General features: G+C 68.6%; 13 protein-coding genes. 12 read left to right on the top strand and 1 reads right to left on the bottom strand.

Features of this window, described 5'->3' with window-relative positions:
• Positions 1-7: 7 nt before the first annotated feature.
• The 7 genes from ACSQ89_RS27390 to ACSQ89_RS27360 all read left to right on the top strand — a co-directional run bounded on the left by ACSQ89_RS27390 (position 8) and on the right by ACSQ89_RS27360 (position 10,729).
• Entirely contained in the window at positions 8-943 is a 936-nt protein-coding gene (locus tag ACSQ89_RS27390; protein ID WP_436292164.1) for a LysR family transcriptional regulator, read from the top strand.
• Positions 944-963: 20 nt separating this feature from the next.
• Positions 964-1,422 (top strand): DUF2214 family protein, encoded by a 459-nt coding sequence (locus ACSQ89_RS27385; RefSeq protein ID WP_093109982.1) that lies wholly within the window; start codon positions 964-966, stop codon positions 1,420-1,422.
• 6 nt (positions 1,423-1,428) lie between these two features.
• Positions 1,429-3,468: a spermidine synthase gene (locus tag ACSQ89_RS27380; RefSeq protein WP_436292165.1), complete on the top strand. Its 2,040-nt coding sequence runs from the start codon at positions 1,429-1,431 to the stop codon at positions 3,466-3,468.
• A gap of 23 nt (positions 3,469-3,491) precedes the next feature.
• Positions 3,492-5,561, top strand: a complete 2,070-nt coding sequence (locus ACSQ89_RS27375) for a spermidine synthase (protein WP_436292166.1) — start codon at positions 3,492-3,494, stop codon at positions 5,559-5,561.
• A 145-nt stretch (positions 5,562-5,706) separates the two neighbouring features.
• On the top strand, positions 5,707-7,323 hold the full coding sequence (locus tag ACSQ89_RS27370) for a ShlB/FhaC/HecB family hemolysin secretion/activation protein (protein ID WP_093109984.1): 1,617 nt from the start codon (positions 5,707-5,709) through the stop codon (positions 7,321-7,323).
• 22 nt (positions 7,324-7,345) lie between these two features.
• Positions 7,346-9,904, top strand: coding sequence for a two-partner secretion domain-containing protein (locus tag ACSQ89_RS27365; RefSeq protein WP_436292167.1), 2,559 nt, complete (start codon positions 7,346-7,348; stop codon positions 9,902-9,904).
• 12 nt (positions 9,905-9,916) lie between these two features.
• Positions 9,917-10,729: a hypothetical protein gene (locus ACSQ89_RS27360; protein ID WP_436292168.1), complete on the top strand. Its 813-nt coding sequence runs from the start codon at positions 9,917-9,919 to the stop codon at positions 10,727-10,729.
• Between the two features lie 66 nt (positions 10,730-10,795).
• Here ACSQ89_RS27360 and ACSQ89_RS27355 read toward each other — a convergent pair whose 3' ends face one another.
• Entirely contained in the window at positions 10,796-11,092 is a 297-nt protein-coding gene (locus ACSQ89_RS27355) for a PsiF family protein (protein WP_093109987.1), read from the bottom strand.
• A gap of 128 nt (positions 11,093-11,220) precedes the next feature.
• Between ACSQ89_RS27355 and argS the strand changes: the two genes are divergently transcribed.
• The 5 genes from argS to lptB all read left to right on the top strand — a co-directional run bounded on the left by argS (position 11,221) and on the right by lptB (position 15,941).
• Positions 11,221-12,894: an arginine--tRNA ligase gene (argS, locus tag ACSQ89_RS27350; RefSeq protein ID WP_436292169.1), complete on the top strand. Its 1,674-nt coding sequence runs from the start codon at positions 11,221-11,223 to the stop codon at positions 12,892-12,894.
• A gap of 9 nt (positions 12,895-12,903) precedes the next feature.
• On the top strand, positions 12,904-13,620 hold the full coding sequence (locus ACSQ89_RS27345) for an SPOR domain-containing protein (RefSeq protein WP_436292170.1): 717 nt from the start codon (positions 12,904-12,906) through the stop codon (positions 13,618-13,620).
• Between the two features lie 84 nt (positions 13,621-13,704).
• Positions 13,705-14,349: a thiol:disulfide interchange protein DsbA/DsbL gene (locus tag ACSQ89_RS27340; protein ID WP_436292171.1), complete on the top strand. Its 645-nt coding sequence runs from the start codon at positions 13,705-13,707 to the stop codon at positions 14,347-14,349.
• Positions 14,350-14,475: 126 nt separating this feature from the next.
• Entirely contained in the window at positions 14,476-15,168 is a 693-nt protein-coding gene (gene lptA / locus ACSQ89_RS27335) for a lipopolysaccharide transport periplasmic protein LptA (protein WP_436292172.1), read from the top strand.
• Entirely contained in the window at positions 15,165-15,941 is a 777-nt protein-coding gene (lptB, locus tag ACSQ89_RS27330) for an LPS export ABC transporter ATP-binding protein (RefSeq protein ID WP_093109992.1), read from the top strand. Before lptA ends, lptB begins: the two co-directional genes overlap by 4 nt.
• Positions 15,942-15,955 lie beyond the last annotated feature (14 nt).

Below are 15,955 nucleotides of genomic sequence, written 5' to 3'. Positions count from 1 at the left end.
CCCCGCCATGGACAGACTCAAGCAACTCGAATCCTTCGTCGCCATCGCCACCCGCGGCAGCCTCACGGCCGCGGCCAAGGCCGAGGGCGTGGCGCCGGCGATCATGGGCCGGCGCCTGGATGCGCTGGAGGAGCGCCTCGGCGTCAAGCTCCTGCTGCGCACCACGCGCCGCATCACGCTCACGCACGAGGGCAGCGCCTTCCTCGAGGACTGCCAGCGCCTGCTGGTCGAGCTCGCGAACGCCGAGGCCAGCGTGAGCGCCGGCGGCGTCAAGGCCGCCGGCCATCTGCGCGTGACGGCACCGGCGGGCTTCGGCCGGCGCCATGTCGCGCCGCTGGTGCCGCGCTTCCACGAGCTGCACCCCGAAGTCACGATCTCGCTCAACCTCAGCGACCGCGTGATCGACGTGGCAGGCGAGAGCTACGACTGCGCGGTGCGCGTGGGCGATCTGCCGGACTCCTCGCTGGTGAGCCTGCGCCTGGCCGACAACCGGCGCCGCTGCGTCGCTACGCCCGAGTTCGTGCGTCGCCACGGCGCGCCGCGGCATCCGGGCGAGCTGGCGCGCTTCGCCTGCCTCAGCCTGTCGAGCGATGCCTCGCAGACCCGCGGTTGGGCCTTTCGCGTGCCGACCGCGGGCGGCGAGCACGAAGTGATCTACCTCAAGCCGACCGGCCCGCTCGATTGCTCCGACGGCCAGGTGCTGCACGACTGGTGCCTGGCCGGCCACGGCATCGCCTGGCGCAGCACCTGGGAGGTGGAGGCCGAGATCGACGCCGGCCTGCTGGTGCCGCTGCTCGACGAGTTCGCCGCGCCGCCCAACGGCATCTACGCGGTATTCCCGCAACGCAAGCATCTGCCGCTGCGCGTGCGGCTGTGGCTCGATTTTCTGAAGGCGCACTATGCGCGGCCGGAGTTCTGGGGCGGCACAATCGCTGCGCAGTAGAAACAACAGGAAAAACCACGATGACCCTCGAAGCGATCCTTGCCTACCTGCACATCCTGGCCATCCTCACGATGGTGGTCTTCATCTCGAGCGAAGCCGCGCTGTGCCGCGTGCAGTGGCTCAACTCCGCGGTGGTCGAGCGCCTCGCCAAGGTCGACATGGTCTACGGCTTCTCCGCCATCGCCGTGCTCGCGACCGGCGTCGCGCGCACCTGGTGGGGCATGAAGGGCACCACCTGGTACTGGACCAATCCGCTGCTGCACGTGAAGCTCACGCTCTTCATCATCATCGGCGTGATCTCGATCTTCCCGACGCTGACCTACTTCCGCTGGCGCAAGGCGGTGCGTTCCACCGGCACCCTGCCGAGCGAGGCCGAGATCAAGAAGACCCGGCGGCTGGTGATGATCCAGGCGCACCTGCTCGTGCTGATCCCGCTGGTCGCCGCCTTCCTGGCACGCGGCTTCGGCGCGCGGAGCTAGCCCCGCATGAAGCCGGCCTACGTCAAGGCGCTGTTCGCCGGCACCATCTTCACCAGCGCCTTCCTGCTGTTCCTGGTGCAGCCGCTGATCGCCAAGCAGATCCTGCCGTGGTTCGGCGGCTCGGCGGCGGTGTGGTCGGTGTGCATGGTGTTCTTCCAGGTGGTGCTGCTGGCGGGCTACGCCTACTCGGACTGGATCACGCGCCGGCTGAGCGTGCGCGCGCAGACCCGGCTGCACGTCGCGCTGCTGCTGGCGAGCCTGGCTTTCCTGCCGATCGTGACCAGCGCGCGCTGGAAACCGACCGGTGCCGAAGATCCGACCTGGTGGATCCTCGGCCTGTTGATGGGCACCATCGGCCTGCCGTACTTCCTGCTCTCCACCACCGGGCCGCTGGTGCAGTCCTGGGTGGCGCGCACGCCCTGGGGTGCGCAGGTGTACCGCTACTTCTCGCTGTCGAACCTGGCCTCGCTGGTCTCGCTCTTGAGCTACCCGGTGCTGATCGAACCGCGCAGTACGGTGCTTCAGCAGAGCTATGGATGGTCATGGGGATACGGTCTCTTCGCCGTGCTGTGCAGCGCCACCACGCTCTATGTCTCGCGCCGCTGGGCCGCGAGCACGGTCGTGCCCGCCTCGAAGGTCGATCGCGCCACCGCCGTGCCCGACGCGCCGCCGCGCACCGCCGACTACCTGCTGTGGCTGGCGCTGCCGGCGCTCGCGTCCTGGCTGCTGCTGGCGGTCACCAACCACATCACGCAGAACGTGGCGTCCATCCCCTTCCTGTGGGTGCTGCCGCTGTCGGTGTACCTGCTGACCTTCGTGCTGACCTTCGAGAGCGACCGCTGGTACCGCCGCGGCGTGGTGCTGCCGGCGGCGGCGGTCATGCTGGTGCTCTGCGCCTTCGGGCTGCAGGACAACATCGGTTCGAACGTCAAGACCGGGCTGCCGATCTATGTCGCCGGCCTGTTCGTCTTGTGCATGTTCCTGCACGGCGAGATGGCGCGGCTGCGCCCAGGCGCGCGTTACCTCACGCGCTTCTATCTCATGCTGTCGCTCGGCGGTGCCGCAGGCGGCGTGACGGTGGGGCTGGTGGCGCCGCACGTGCTGCCGGCCTACTACGAGCTGGGCATCGGCCTGGTGCTCGTCGCACTCGCCGGCGTGGCGCTGCTGCGCACCCGGCGCATCCTGGTGTTTTCGACGCTGGCGCTCGCCGCCTGCTGCGCGTGGTTCCTTGTGCTGCAGGTGCGCCACGACGTGACCGGCGCGCGGCGCATGGTCCGCAATTTCTACGGCACGGTGATCACGTTCGACTCGCACCGCGCCGATCCGGCCGATGACGTGCGCCAGATGTACCACGGCTCGGTCAAGCACGGCGAGCAATACCTGGCGCCCGCGCGCAGGCGCGAGCCGACGGCCTACTACGGCCCCGACTCCGGCATCGGGCGGGCGATCGCCGCGGCGCCGCTGCGGCCGCGCCGCGTCGGTGTGATCGGGCTCGGTGCCGGCACGCTCGCGGCCTACGGCCGGGCCGGCGACGTCTACCGCTTCTATGAGATCGATCCGCAGGTGTACAAGCTAGCGGACACCGAGTTCAGCTTCCTCGCCGACAGCGCCGCGCGCATCGAACGCGTGACTGGCGACGGGCGGCTGGCGCTCGAGCGCGACAGCCCGCAGGCCTTCGACGTGCTGGCGGTCGATGCGTTTTCGGGCGGCGCGGTGCCCGTCCACCTGCTCACTGCCGAGGCCATCGATGTCTATCTGCGGCACATGCAGCCGGGCGGCGTGATCGTCTTCAACGTCACCAACCGCTACATCGCGCTGGCCCCGGTGATCCAGAAGATCGCAGACTCCAAGGGCCTGCACGGGGCGCTGGTTCACGACGAGGCGGAGAGCACCCCGTTTCGCGCCACCGACTACGTGCTGGTCGCGCGCGATCCGCAGGCGCTGATGCGCCATCCGATCCGCGGCGCGACCTCTGCGCCCGAGCCGATTGCGAGCCTCGAGCCCTGGACCGACGATTTCAACAATCTCTTCAGCGTGCTGAAGTAGGGTCCGGGTCCGAGAACGCCTGCATGACGATCAAGGGGTTCTCGCGAGGCGCGGCCGGCATGCGGCCGGCCTACGTCAAGGCACTGTTCGCCGGCACCATCTTCGCCAGTGCCTTCCTGCTGTTCCTGGTCCAGCCGCTGATCGCCAAGCAGATCCTGCCCTGGTTCGGCGGCTCGGCCGCGGTGTGGTCGATCTGCATGGTGTTCTTCCAGGTCGTGCTGCTGGCAGGTTATGCCTACTCGGACTGGATCACGCGCCGGCTCGGCGTGCGCGCGCAGGCGCGGCTGCATGTCGCGCTGCTGCTCGCGAGCCTCGTCTTCCTGCCGATCGTGACCAGCGCGCGCTGGAAGCCGATCGGTACCGAAGACCCGACGCTGTGGATCCTCGGCCTGCTCGTCGGCACCATCGGCCTGCCGTACTTCCTGCTCTCCACCACCGGGCCGCTGGTGCAGTCCTGGGTGGCGCGCACGCCCTGGGGTGCGCAGGTGTACCGCTACTTCTCGCTGTCGAACCTGGCCTCGCTGGTCTCGCTCCTGTGCTATCCGCTCCTGATCGAGCCGCGCAGCACACTGCTGCACCAGGCCTGGGGCTGGTCGGTGGCTTACGCCGTCTTCGTGCTGCTGTGTGCGAGCACCACCTTGTACATGGCGCGGAACTGGACCACGGCCACGCAAGCCGCGCCCGCGTCCGCGCCGGCCGCTGCGCCGGCCGCGAAGCCGCGCGGCACCAACTACCTGCTCTGGCTCGCGCTGCCGGCGCTCGGTTCGTGGCTGCTGCTCGCCATCACCAACCACATCACGCAGAACGTGGCGTCCATCCCCTTCCTGTGGGTGCTGCCGCTGTCGGTCTACCTGCTGACCTTCGTGCTCACCTTCGAGAGTGACCGCTGGTACCGCCGCCGCGTGTTCCTGCCGCTGGCCGCAGCGATGCTCCTGCTGTGCGCCTTCGGGTTGCAGCACCGCATCGGCACCAACATCAAGACCGCGCTGCCGATCTACGTCGTCGGCCTGTTCGCCCTGTGCATGTTCCTGCATGGAGAGATGGCCCGCATGCGTCCCGCGGCGGCCTGGCTCACGCGCTTCTACCTGATGCTCTCGCTCGGCGGCGCCATCGGCGGCGTGAGCGTGGGGCTCGTCGCACCGCATGTCTTGCCGGCCTACTACGAGCTGGGGCTCGGCCTGGTCCTGTGCGCGCTGGTTGCTGCCGCGCTGTGGCGCCGCAAGCGCATCGGCCTCGCGGCCTCGCTGGCGCTGGCCGGTTGCTGCGCCTGGTTCTTCGTACAGCAGGTGAAGAGCGATGCGGTCGGCATTTTTCGCATGGAGCGCAATTTCTACGGCGCGCTGCTCACCACGGAAACGCGCAGCGGTGCGAAGGGCGCGATGCGCAAGCTCTATCACGGCTCGATCAAGCACGGCGAGCAGTACCTCGCGCCCGCATTGCGCCGCGAGCCAACGACTTACTACGGGCCCACCTCAGGTATCGGACGCGCGATCGCCGCCGCGCCGGCGGGCCCGCGCCGCGTCGGGCTGATCGGCCTCGGCGCCGGCACCCTGGCGGTCTACGGCCGGCCGGGCGACATCTACCGCTTCTATGAGATCAACCCGCTGGTCTTCGAGCTGGCCGATCGCGAGTTCAGCTTCCTGGCCGACAGTGCGGCGCGCATCGAGCGGGTGCTGGGCGATGCCCGGCTCGCGCTGGAGCGCGAGAGCCCGCAACGATTCGACGTGCTCGCGGTCGATGCCTTCTCGGGCGACTCGATACCCGTTCACCTGATCACGGCAGAGGCGATGGATGTCTATCTGCGCCACATGCAGCCCGGCGGCGTGATCGCCTTCCATGTGAGCAATCGCTACCTGGCCCTGGCGCCGGTGGTCGACAAGATCGCGCGCGCCAAGGGCCTGCACGCGGCGCTGGTGGTGGACCAGCCAGACAAATCGACGAGCCTGCACGAGACCGACTGGGTGCTGGTGTCGCGCGACCCGCAGGCCTTGGTGCGCGACCCGATCCGCGGCGCCACTTCCGTCCTCGAGCCGATCTCGGGCCAGAAGCCCTGGACCGACGACTTCAACAACCTCTTCAGTGTGCTGAAGTAAGAAAAGTGCTGCGGTGTTCCCTCGATTGGCGGCATTAGGTCACACGAGGAGAAGTTATCGACGGTCCTTTGGCCGGCGTTGCGCCTTGCCGCCGGTATAACCCGCCGGCGGCAATCCACGCCCGCTACTTCGACCTGGCCTCCCAATGAAAACAACCAAAAGCGGGATGCGGCTGCGTCGTACCCAGATGTTCCTGATCTTCGCGGCCTTCGCCGCTGCCGCGCCTGCCGTTCAGGCCGCCGACGAGGCTGGCAGCAGCGGACCCCGATTTGCCATTTCCCGCTTCGCCGTGGAGGGCAACAGCTTGCTGCCCAGCGCAGAGGTCGATGGCCTGCTGGCTCCTTTTGCCGGCCCGGCGCGCAACTTCGGCGACGTGCGGCGCGCGGTGGAAGCGCTGCAGCAGGCGTACCGCCGGCGCGGCTACAGCGTGGTCCTCGTGCAATTGCCCGAGCAGGAGCTCGCCCAGGGCGTGGTGCGCGTCAAGGTGATCGAGCCGCGCATCCGCCGCGTCGCGGTGGAAGGCAACCAAGGCTTTTCGACCGCCAACATCCGCGCCAGCCTGCCGGCACTGAAGGAAGGCGCCACGCCCAACATCCGCGACGTTTCGGCGAGCCTGAAAGTGGCCAACACCAATCCCGCCAAGCAGATCACGCTGGCGCTGCAGGCTGCCGAGCAGCCCGACGAGGTCGCCGCCGTTGTCCGCGTGGCCGAAGACAAGCCATGGCGCATCGGCCTCGCCGCCGACAACACCGGCAACGCCGACATCGGCCGCACGCGCCTGAGCACGCTCTACCAGCATGCCAACCTCTGGGGCCTGGACCACGTGGCGAGCCTGCAGTACATCACGTCGGCCGAGAAGCCTTCGAAGCTGAGCGTGTTCGGTGCGGGCTACCACGTGCCGCTGTATGCGCTGGGCGATTCGCTGGATTTCTTCGCCAGCCATTCGGACGTGAACTCCGGCATGCTGACGGCTGGCGTGCTGAACCTGCAGGTCAGCGGCAAGGGAACGGTCCTGGGCACGCGCTACAACCACAACCTGCCGCAGTGGGGCGACCTGAGCTCCACGCTGATCTACGGCGTCGACTGGCGGACCTACAAGAACGACATCGACCTCGAGGGCGCCCAGCTGGGCGGCGAGGTCACGGTCCATCCGCTGTCGCTCGGCTATTCCGGCCAATGGGCCCTGCCCGCCGCCGTGCTCGGGGTCCAGCTCATCGGCCTGCAGAACATCCCCGGCGGGTCGAACGGCCGCAGCGAGGATTTCGCCCGCCAGCGCGCCGGCGCCTCGGCCAGCTACCGCATCCTGCGCTACGGCGCGGCCTACAGCCGGCGGCTGGCGGACGATTGGCAGCTGCGCCTGCAGTTCAACGGCCAGGCCACCCGTTCGGCACTCGTCTCCGGCGAGCAGTTCGGCGCCGGCGGCGCCGGTTCGGTGCGGGGCTTCCAGGAGCGCGAGGTCGCCGGCGACAAGGGCCAGTTCGCCAACGTGGAAATCCAGACGCCCAATTGGTGCCCGGCCACGGCTGCCATCGTCGTGCAATGCCGCGCGCTGGCCTTCGTCGACGCTGCCAGCGTGTCGCGCAACAAGGCGCTGCCCGGCGAAGAGCAGCGCACGTCCATCTCCAGCGCGGGCCTGGGACTGCGATTCGCCATGGACCGGCGCGCCAGCCTGCAGGTGGACTACGCCCGCGTGATCGACGGCGGCGGCGTGCGCGCGTCCGGCGACAGCCGGGTGCACGTCGCCCTGTCGCTTTCCTACTGACATGACCCGAGGGATGAAAAAAATGAAAACAACCCACGCACGAACTGCACGGGGCTTGTTGGCAGCCGCGCTCATGCTCGCCGGCGCGGGCGGGGCTGTAGCCCAGACCGTCGTCCACGGCCAGGCCAGCTTCCAGCAACTGGGCAATGTCCGCGCGATCACCAACACCCCGGGCACCATCATCCAGTGGCCCGGGTTTTCGATCGCGGCCGGCGAGGTCACGCGCTTCATCCAGCAGAGCCCCACCAGCACGGTGCTCAACCGCATCACGGGCCAGGAGCCTTCGATGATCCTGGGCGCCCTGCAGTCGAACGGCCGCGTCTTCCTGGTCAACCCCAACGGCGTTGTGTTCGGCGCCGGTTCGCGGGTGGACGTGAACGGGCTGGTGGCTTCCAGCCTGGCGATCTCCAACAGCGATTTCCTGGCCGGCAGGATGAACTTCAATGCCGGCCCCGTGGCGGGCCGCGTCGCCAACCAGGGCCGGATCTCGACGCCGGAAGGCGGCCACGTGATCCTGATCGCGCCGGACGTCCAGAACAGCGGCCTCATCCATTCGCCCGGCGGCGACGTGGTGCTGGCCGCGGGTCGCAGCGTGAAGCTGGCCGACAGCGCCAACCCGGCCCTGCACGTCGTGGTCAGCGCGCCGCAGGACCAGGCCGTCAACCTGGGCGAGATCGTGGCGCAAAGCGGGCGCATCGGCATCTACGGCAACCTGGTCAACCAGCGCGGCCTGGTCAGCGCCGACAGCGCGACGGTGGGCGCCGGCGGGCAGATCGTGTTCAAGGCCAGCGGCGACCTGCTGCTGGAGGGCGGCAGCCTGACCAGCGCCACGGGTGCCGGCACCGGCACCGGCGGCACCATTCATCTCCTGGGCGAGCGCGTGGGCCTGGCGGGCAACGCGCGCGTGGACGCCAGCGGCGAGGCCGGCGGCGGCACCGTGCTGGCCGGCGGCGACTATCGCGGCCAGAACCCGGCCATCGCCAATGCCCAGCAGCTCTACGTTTCCGGCGACGCCAGCATCCGCGCCGACGCCATCGGATCCGGCAACGGCGGCAAGGTGATCGCCTGGTCCGACGGCATCACGCGCGTCTACGGCAGCATCAGCGCCCGCGGCGGCGCCCGCTCGGGCGACGGCGGCTTCATCGAAACCTCGGGCCACACGCTGGACATGCGCGGCCGCGTCGATACGCGCGCGCCGAACGGCCGCACCGGCACCCTGCTGCTGGACCCGACCAACATCTACATCGCGAACGACCAGGCCAGCGCCACCGCCGCGGGCATGGTGGGCACCGATAGCTCGGCCGCCACCTTCGTCGCCACCGGCGCCGTGAGCGACTCGCTGCTGACCGTCGGCACGCTGCAGGCCGCGCTCGCCAGCAGCATGGTGGTGGTCACCACCGACAACGCGGCGGGCACGGGCGCCGGCATCATCCAGGTGGTTGACGCCGTGACGTGGACCAGCGACACGAGCCTGGCGCTGCATGCCGCCGCGGGCATCAACATCAACGGGGCCATCACCGGCGGGCCCGGCAGCCGGCTCGAACTGCGCACCGCTGCGGGCGACATCAACCAGACGGCGCCCATCACCGTGGTGACGCTGTCGGCCCGCGCGGACACCGGATCGGTCAACCTCACCCACGCGGGCAACCAGGTGCAGCAGCTGGCCGGCTTTGCCAGCGGGGCCGGCGGATTCAATTTCCGCGGCAACAACACGCCCTTGATCATCGGCATGGCCGGCCCCGAAACCGGCATCACTTCGCTGGGCAGCGGCCCCATCAACATCGACGTCGCCGGCAACCTCACGCTGCAAAGCCCCGTCAGTTCGCAGGCGGGCAACATCGTGCTGACCTCCGCGGCCACCTTCGACAACCAGTCCACCGTAGATTCGATCAGCGGCCGCGTGACGGCGCAGGGCATCGTGCTGCGCCCCTCGCTGGCCGACTGCATGGCCGACACGGCGCTGACAGGCTGCGCCGCGGTGCTGCCGACCCTGGCGGCCTGCCAGGAAAATCCGGCCACCGCCGGCTGCTCGGTCGTGTTGCCGCCGCCTGCGCCGCCCCTGTCACCTGCGCCTGCGCCAGCGCTCCCCACGCTGAGCGCATGTATCGCCGACCCGGCCATGGACGGCTGTAGCGCCGTGCTGCCCAGCCTGGCCGCCTGTACCAGCACGCCCAGCATGCCCGGATGCAGCGTGATCCTGCCGAGCCTCGGCACCTGCACGGCCGTGCCCACGCGGTCGGGGTGTTCTGCCGTGCTGCCAACGTTGTCGCAATGCATCAGTGCACCCAGCACGACGGGTTGCTCCGCCGTGCTGCCGAACCTCGCCGCTTGCACCGCGACCCCTGCACTGATGGGCTGCTCGGTCGTGCTGCCACCTGTGCAGACCACCCTCTCGTCAACGCCCCTCACCCAGGCCGTGAACACGACCGTCGACATCATCAACACCGTCAGCACCACGGTGTCTCAGCCGGTCGTCAAGTCGGAATCCAAGAAAGAAGCGACCAAGGAAGAAACAAAGGAAGCGGCGAGCGACACGGTCGGCGCCAAGAACGAGCCGACCAAGAAGATGTACTGCAACTAACCGGGGCCGACCATGAACCTCCAATTCCCTGTCCTCGCATCCTTCCTGGCCGCGCTGTCGCTCTGCGGAGCGCAAGCCCACGCCGGCACGCCGGCCGCCCAGGTGACGCAGCTGAGCGGCTTCGTCATGGCCGTCAAGGCCGATGGCGTGCTGAAAGTGCTGTCGCCGCAATCCGTGATCGACGTGGGCGACACCCTGACGAGCGAGCAGGACACCTACGTTCGCATCGGCCTGGCCGACGGCCGCCAGGCCGTGCTGGGCCCCAAGACCCGGCTGAAGATCGCCAGTGCCGCCACGCTCGAGCTGGCCGCCGGTCAGCTGCAGGTGGTCGCAAGCGCAACCCCCGGCGCCGGCCGCCTGGCCATCGAGGCCGGCGAAACCACCGTCGATGCCGGCGCAGGCAGTTTCAATCTCTTCTACCGGCCGGATCCGGCCGTCGCCGTGGCGCGGCGCGCTTATGCGCAAGCCAGCCTGGCCTCAGCCGCCAGCCCGGTGCGAAGCGATGCGGGGACAGCCTTGCCCGTCTGGGAGAGGGTTGCGCAGGTCCAGATCCCCTCCGTGCCGCGCGCACCTTCCGTGCCGGGCGCGCTCGCGCCAGGCCTGTATGTGCACGTGATCGACGGCTTGGTCAACCTGTCGAACAAGGGAGGGTCGCAACAATTCTCGGCCGGGCAGTTTGGCTTCACACCCTCCTTCGTGCAGCCGCCGGTGGTATTGCCCATCAACCCCGGCCTCAAATTCACCCCGCCGCCGGTGTTTTCATCCTCGGCTTCCAGCGGCACCAGCGGCACGAAGAGCAACACCGTCGATTGCGAAGTGCGCTGAGCGCAAAGAAAAAGCCCCGCCAGGCCGAAGCCTGCGGGGCTTTTCTTAGCCAGCTTGCGGCGTCGCTCAGGCAGCCGGCTTGGCCGAGAGGCATTCCTTCATGAAGGCCTTGCGCTCGTCGCCTTTCAGCGCCTTGGCCTTGGGGTCGGCGTTGCAGCTCTTCATCTTGTCCTGCTGCGTCACCGGCTTGGCCGAGAGGCAGGTCTTCATGAAGGCCTTACGCTCGTCGCCCTTCTTGTCGCCGGCGTCCTTGTTGCAGGTCGCCATCTTGCTTTGCTGGGCCGTGGGGGCCTTGTCCTGCGCATGCGCGACGCCGATGGAGAGACAGGCGGCCACGGCAAACAGGGAGAGAAGCTTCTTCATGGTGTAGGTGTCCTCAAGGGTGGTTGTGACAGGAGCCCCGGCCGGGGCCGCCCATGCTAACGGCCCGAGGCAACGCCTGGATGACCATGGCCGGCCGGGGCCGGGTTTGCCCCCGGTAAAATCCCGCGATGCTATTGGTCAAACAGAAGCTGCTCGCGGCGCTCGCGAACACGCTCGAATCCTTCTCGCCCGGCGCCGGCGCCAAAGCCGCGTTCGAATCGCCCAAGGTCGCGGCGCATGGCGATTTCGCAAGCACCGCTGCGATGCAGCTCGCCAAGCCCCTGGCGCGCAAGCCGCGCGAACTGGCCGAGGACATCAGCGCCGCGCTCCAGGCCACCCCGGCCTTCGCGCAGTGGGTCGATGCCATAGAGATCGCCGGCCCCGGCTTCTTGAACATCCGCCTCAAGACCGCTGCCAAGCAGCAGGTGGTGCGCGAGGTGCTGGCCGCGGGCGAGGCCTTCGGCCGCCAGCCCGCGCGCAGCGATCGCGTGCTGGTCGAGTTCGTCTCCGCCAACCCGACCGGCCCGCTGCATGTGGGCCACGGCCGCCAGGCCGCGCTCGGCGACGCGATCTGCAACCTGCTCGCCTCGCAGGGCGCGCAGGTCTGGCGCGAGTTCTATTACAACGACGCGGGCGTGCAGATCCAGACGCTCGCCACCAGCACCCAGCTGCGCGCCAAGGGCTTCAAGCCCGGCGATGCCGAATGGCCCGAGCAGGCCTACAACGGCGAATACATCGCCGACATCGCCGAAGACTTCAAGGCGAAGAAGACTGTGCGCTCGGACGACCGCGAATACACCGCGAGCGGCGACGTCGACGACATCGACTCGATCCGCCAGTTCGCCGTGGCCTACCTGCGCCACGAGCAGGACTTGGACCTGAAGGCCTTCCAGGTCCGCTTCGACAACTACTACCTCGAATCGAGCCTCTACACCAGCGGCCGGGTCGAGGCGACGGTGAAGCGGCTCATCGAGGCCGGCAAGACCTACGAGCAGGACGGCGCCCTGTGGCTGAAGTCGACCGACTACGGCGACGACAAGGACCGCGTGATGCGCAAGAGCGACGGCAGCTACACCTACTTCGTGCCCGACGTCGCCTATCACATCGCCAAGTGGGAGCGCGGCTTCGGCGAGGTGGTCAACATCCAGGGCACCGACCACCACGGCACGATCGCGCGCGTGCGCGCCGGCCTGCAGGCCGCGAACGTCGGCATCCCGGCCGGCTATCCCGAGTACGTGCTGCACACCATGGTGCGCGTGATGCGCGGCGGCGAAGAGGTCAAGATCAGCAAGCGCGCCGGCAGCTACGTGACGCTGCGCGACCTGATCGAGTGGACCAGCACCGACGCCGTGCGCTTCTTCCTCCTGAGCCGCAAGCCCGACACCGAATACACCTTCGACATCGACCTCGCGCTGGCGCAGAACAACGACAACCCGGTCTACTACGTGCAGTACGCGCATGCGCGCATCTGCTCGGTGCTGGCGGCCTGGGGCGGCGATGCGGCCGCGCTGGCGGATGTCGAGCTCGCGCCGCTGCAAAGCCCGGCCGCGCAGGCGCTGCTGCTGCTGCTGGCCAGGTACCCCGACATGCTCGCGGCCGCGGCCAAGGATTTTGCGCCGCACGACGTCACCTTCTACCTGCGCGAACTGGCTGCCTGCTACCACAGCTACTACGACGCCGAGCGCATCCTGGTGGACGAGGAGCCGGTCAAGCGGGCCCGCCTGTCGCTGGTCGCGGCCACCGCGCAGGTGCTGCACAATGGGCTGGCAATTCTCGGCGTGAGCGCGCCGCGCAAGATGTGATTTCGAACCATGACTAAAAGACAGAGCGGCAACATTGTCATCGGGCTGATCGTCGGCCTGGTGCTGGGGCTGGGCGTGGCGCTGGGCATCGCGGTCTATGTGACCAAGGTGCCGATCCCCTTCATGACCAAGACCCAGCGCGGCGGCCCCGAGCAAGACGAAGCCGAGGCGCGCAAGAACCGCGACTGGGACCCCAACGGCCCGCTCGCCGGCAAGGCAGGCGCCGCCCGCCCGCAGGCACCCGCGACGCCCGCACCGCCCCAGCCCGCCACGGCGGGGGCGCCCACGCCGCCGACCGCGCCGGCGCCCGTGGTGGTGCCACCCGGCGCGCAGCAGCAACAACCACAGCGCGCCGGACGGCCGCCCCTGCCGGCCGAAGCCAACGCGGTGCCGCCATCGAACGACCCGATCGGCGATCTCGCGCGGGCACGTTCGGGCGCCAGCCCCGGCGCCACCACCGCCGCCGCGGCGCCCAGCGCCAGCACCGATCCTTTCATGTATTTCGTCCAGGCCGGCGCCTTCCGCACCCCCGAGGACGCCGAGGCGCAGCGCGCCAAGCTTTCGCTGATGGGCGTGGAAGCGCGCATCACCGAGCGCGAGCAGGCCGGCCGCACCGTCTACCGCGTGCGCGCGGGGCCTTTCAACAAGAAGGAAGATGCGGACCGGCTCAAGGAGCGGCTCGACGGCGGTGGCCTCGAATCTGCATTGGTGCGCGTCCAGCGCTGAGCCTTCATCCATACTCAAGCTCGCCGGTCCGGGAACTCCGGGCCAGCCGCGGGCTCTGTCAGCCGCACAGGAGAACTTCTTAATATGAAACGTCGTGACTTTTCGCTGGCCGCCACTTCGCTGGGGCTTCTTCCCCTCGCCTCACCTTCGCACGCCCAGGCGCTCGCGCCCAAGGCGGGCACCGACTACGCCGTGCTCGACAAGCGCGTGCCGGTCGACGCGCCGGCCGGCAAGATCGAGGTGATCGAGTTCTTCTGGTACAGCTGCCCGCATTGCAACGCCTTCGAGCCGACGCTCGAGACCTGGATCAAGAAGCTGCCCGCCCACGTGTCTTTCAAGCGCGTGCCGGTCGCCTTCCAGCCCAGCTTCCAGCCGCAGCAGCGGCTCTACTACGCGCTGGAAGCGATGGGCAAGGTCGACGAATACCAGCGCAAGGTGTTCGCCGCGATCCATCAGCAGCGCCAGAACCTCTCGGGCGAGCAGCAGATCATCGACTGGGCCGCGGCCAACGGCCTCGACAAGGCCAAGTTCACCGAGAACTTCAAGTCCTTCAGCGTGGCGAGCAAGATCCAGCGCGCCAAGCAGCTGCAGGATGCTTACCAAGTGGCCGGCGTGCCCGCGATGGGCATCGCGGGCAGGTGGTATACGGACGGCGAACTCGCGCGCAGCATGGACCGCGCGCTGCAGGTCACTGACTTCCTGGTCGGCGAAGCGCGCAAGAGCGCGTAAAAAAGCGCCTCCCGCCGCTCGTCGCGGCAACCAGCAGGAAGCCCGCTTCGGCGGGCTTTTTCATCCGCCGGCGGAAACCGGATCCATGAGGCCGCATACAATCGCCCAGCAAGTTTCGTGCCTTTTATGACATCGTTACATTCCTCCTCCGTTTCTCGCCACCTTTGTCGCGCTTTCGTATTCGCCTTGGGCGTGGCCGGCTTCGTGTCGGCGGCGCAGGCCGAGAAGGCGGACCGCACCAAGCCGATGAACATCGAGGCCGACGCCATGCGCTACGACGACCTCAAGCAGACCAGCGTCTTCACCGGCAACGTGGTGGTGACCAAGGGCACCATCATCATCCGCGGCATCCGCATCGACGTGCGGCAGGATCCCGAGGGCTACCAGTACGGCATCGTCACGGCCGCGCCCGGCAAGCTGGCCTATTTCAAGCAGAAGCGCGACGCCGGCCCCGACGAGTGGATCGAGGGCGAGTCGGAAGTCATCGAGTACGACAGCCGCGCCGACAACGTGAAGTTCATCCGCCGTGCGGTGATGCGTCGCCTGGTCGGCGCGACACCCAACGACGAAAGCAGCGGACCCTTGATCGTCTACGACCAGAGCAACGACACCTTCACCGTCAACGGCTCGCCGCTGCCGCCCAATGCGGGCGTGGCGACCCAGCCCGGCGGCCGCGTCAAGGCCATCCTCACGCCCAAGGCGGCCGCCTCCGCGCCCGCTGCCGGGTCCGCCAGGCCGGCGGCGCCGGCCGCCTCCGCGCCGGCGTCCGGAACGGGCCTGCGCTCGACCACCACGCTCGGCGGAGAGCAGCGCAAGTGAGCGGCGGCAACGAAGTCCTGGGCAGCCGCCTCGAGGCGCGCGGCCTGCAGAAGAGCTACGGCAGCCGCAAGGTCGTCAAGGACGTCTCGCTCGGCGTGCAAAAGGGCGAGGTGGTCGGCCTGCTGGGGCCCAACGGCGCGGGCAAGACCACCTCCTTCTACATGATCGTCGGGCTGGTGCGGGCGGATGCGGGCGAAATCAGCATCGACGGCGAACCGATCGCGCACATGCCGATCCACCGCCGCGCCCGCATGGGCTTGAGCTACCTGCCGCAGGAAGCTTCGATCTTCCGCAAGCTCACGGTCGAGGAGAACGTGCGCGCCGTGCTCGAGCTGCAGCGCGAACTCGACGACGCGGGCCGGCCGGTGCCGCTGTCGAAGCAGCGCATCGAGGAACGCCTCGGCGAACTGCTGCACGACCTGCGCGTCGACCATCTGCGCGATTCGCCCGCGCTGGCGCTGTCGGGCGGCGAGCGCCGCCGCGTCGAGATCGCGCGGGCGCTGGCCACGCAGCCGCGCTTCATCCTGCTGGACGAGCCCTTCGCCGGCATCGATCCGATCGCGGTGATCGAGATCCAGCGGATCATCAGTTTCCTGAAGGAACGCGGCATCGGCGTGCTCATCACCGACCACAACGTGCGCGAGACGCTGGGCATCTGCGATCACGCCTTCATCATCAGCGACGGGCATGTGCTGGCACAAGGCACGCCTTCGGAGATCGTCGACAACGCCGAGGTACGACGCGTGTACCTGGGCGAGCATTTCCGGATGTAGGGGACCGTACTTCG

Origin of the sequence: Variovorax sp. LjRoot175 (genome assembly GCF_964253805.1) — a bacterium.
GTDB lineage: Bacteria > Pseudomonadota > Gammaproteobacteria > Burkholderiales > Burkholderiaceae_C > Variovorax.
This window is presented reverse-complemented; position numbering and strand designations above follow the sequence as displayed.

What these genes read in the sequence shown, in the direction of transcription:
- ACSQ89_RS27380 (WP_436292165.1), top strand. Translation starts at nt 1,429, where the DNA reads ATGAAGCCGGCCTACGTCAAGGCGCTGTTCGCCGGCACCATCTTCACC.
- ACSQ89_RS27375 (WP_436292166.1), top strand. Translation starts at nt 3,492, where the DNA reads ATGACGATCAAGGGGTTCTCGCGAGGCGCGGCCGGCATGCGGCCGGCC.
- argS (WP_436292169.1), top strand. Translation starts at nt 11,221, where the DNA reads ATGCTATTGGTCAAACAGAAGCTGCTCGCGGCGCTCGCGAACACGCTC.
- ACSQ89_RS27385 (WP_093109982.1), top strand. Translation starts at nt 964, where the DNA reads ATGACCCTCGAAGCGATCCTTGCCTACCTGCACATCCTGGCCATCCTC.
- ACSQ89_RS27355 (WP_093109987.1), bottom strand. Translation starts at nt 11,092, where the DNA reads ATGAAGAAGCTTCTCTCCCTGTTTGCCGTGGCCGCCTGTCTCTCCATC.
- ACSQ89_RS27370 (WP_093109984.1), top strand. Translation starts at nt 5,707, where the DNA reads ATGAAAACAACCAAAAGCGGGATGCGGCTGCGTCGTACCCAGATGTTC.
- ACSQ89_RS27390 (WP_436292164.1), top strand. Translation starts at nt 8, where the DNA reads ATGGACAGACTCAAGCAACTCGAATCCTTCGTCGCCATCGCCACCCGC.
- ACSQ89_RS27360 (WP_436292168.1), top strand. Translation starts at nt 9,917, where the DNA reads ATGAACCTCCAATTCCCTGTCCTCGCATCCTTCCTGGCCGCGCTGTCG.
- ACSQ89_RS27365 (WP_436292167.1), top strand. Translation starts at nt 7,346, where the DNA reads ATGAAAACAACCCACGCACGAACTGCACGGGGCTTGTTGGCAGCCGCG.
- ACSQ89_RS27345 (WP_436292170.1), top strand. Translation starts at nt 12,904, where the DNA reads ATGACTAAAAGACAGAGCGGCAACATTGTCATCGGGCTGATCGTCGGC.
- lptA (WP_436292172.1), top strand. Translation starts at nt 14,476, where the DNA reads ATGACATCGTTACATTCCTCCTCCGTTTCTCGCCACCTTTGTCGCGCT.
- ACSQ89_RS27340 (WP_436292171.1), top strand. Translation starts at nt 13,705, where the DNA reads ATGAAACGTCGTGACTTTTCGCTGGCCGCCACTTCGCTGGGGCTTCTT.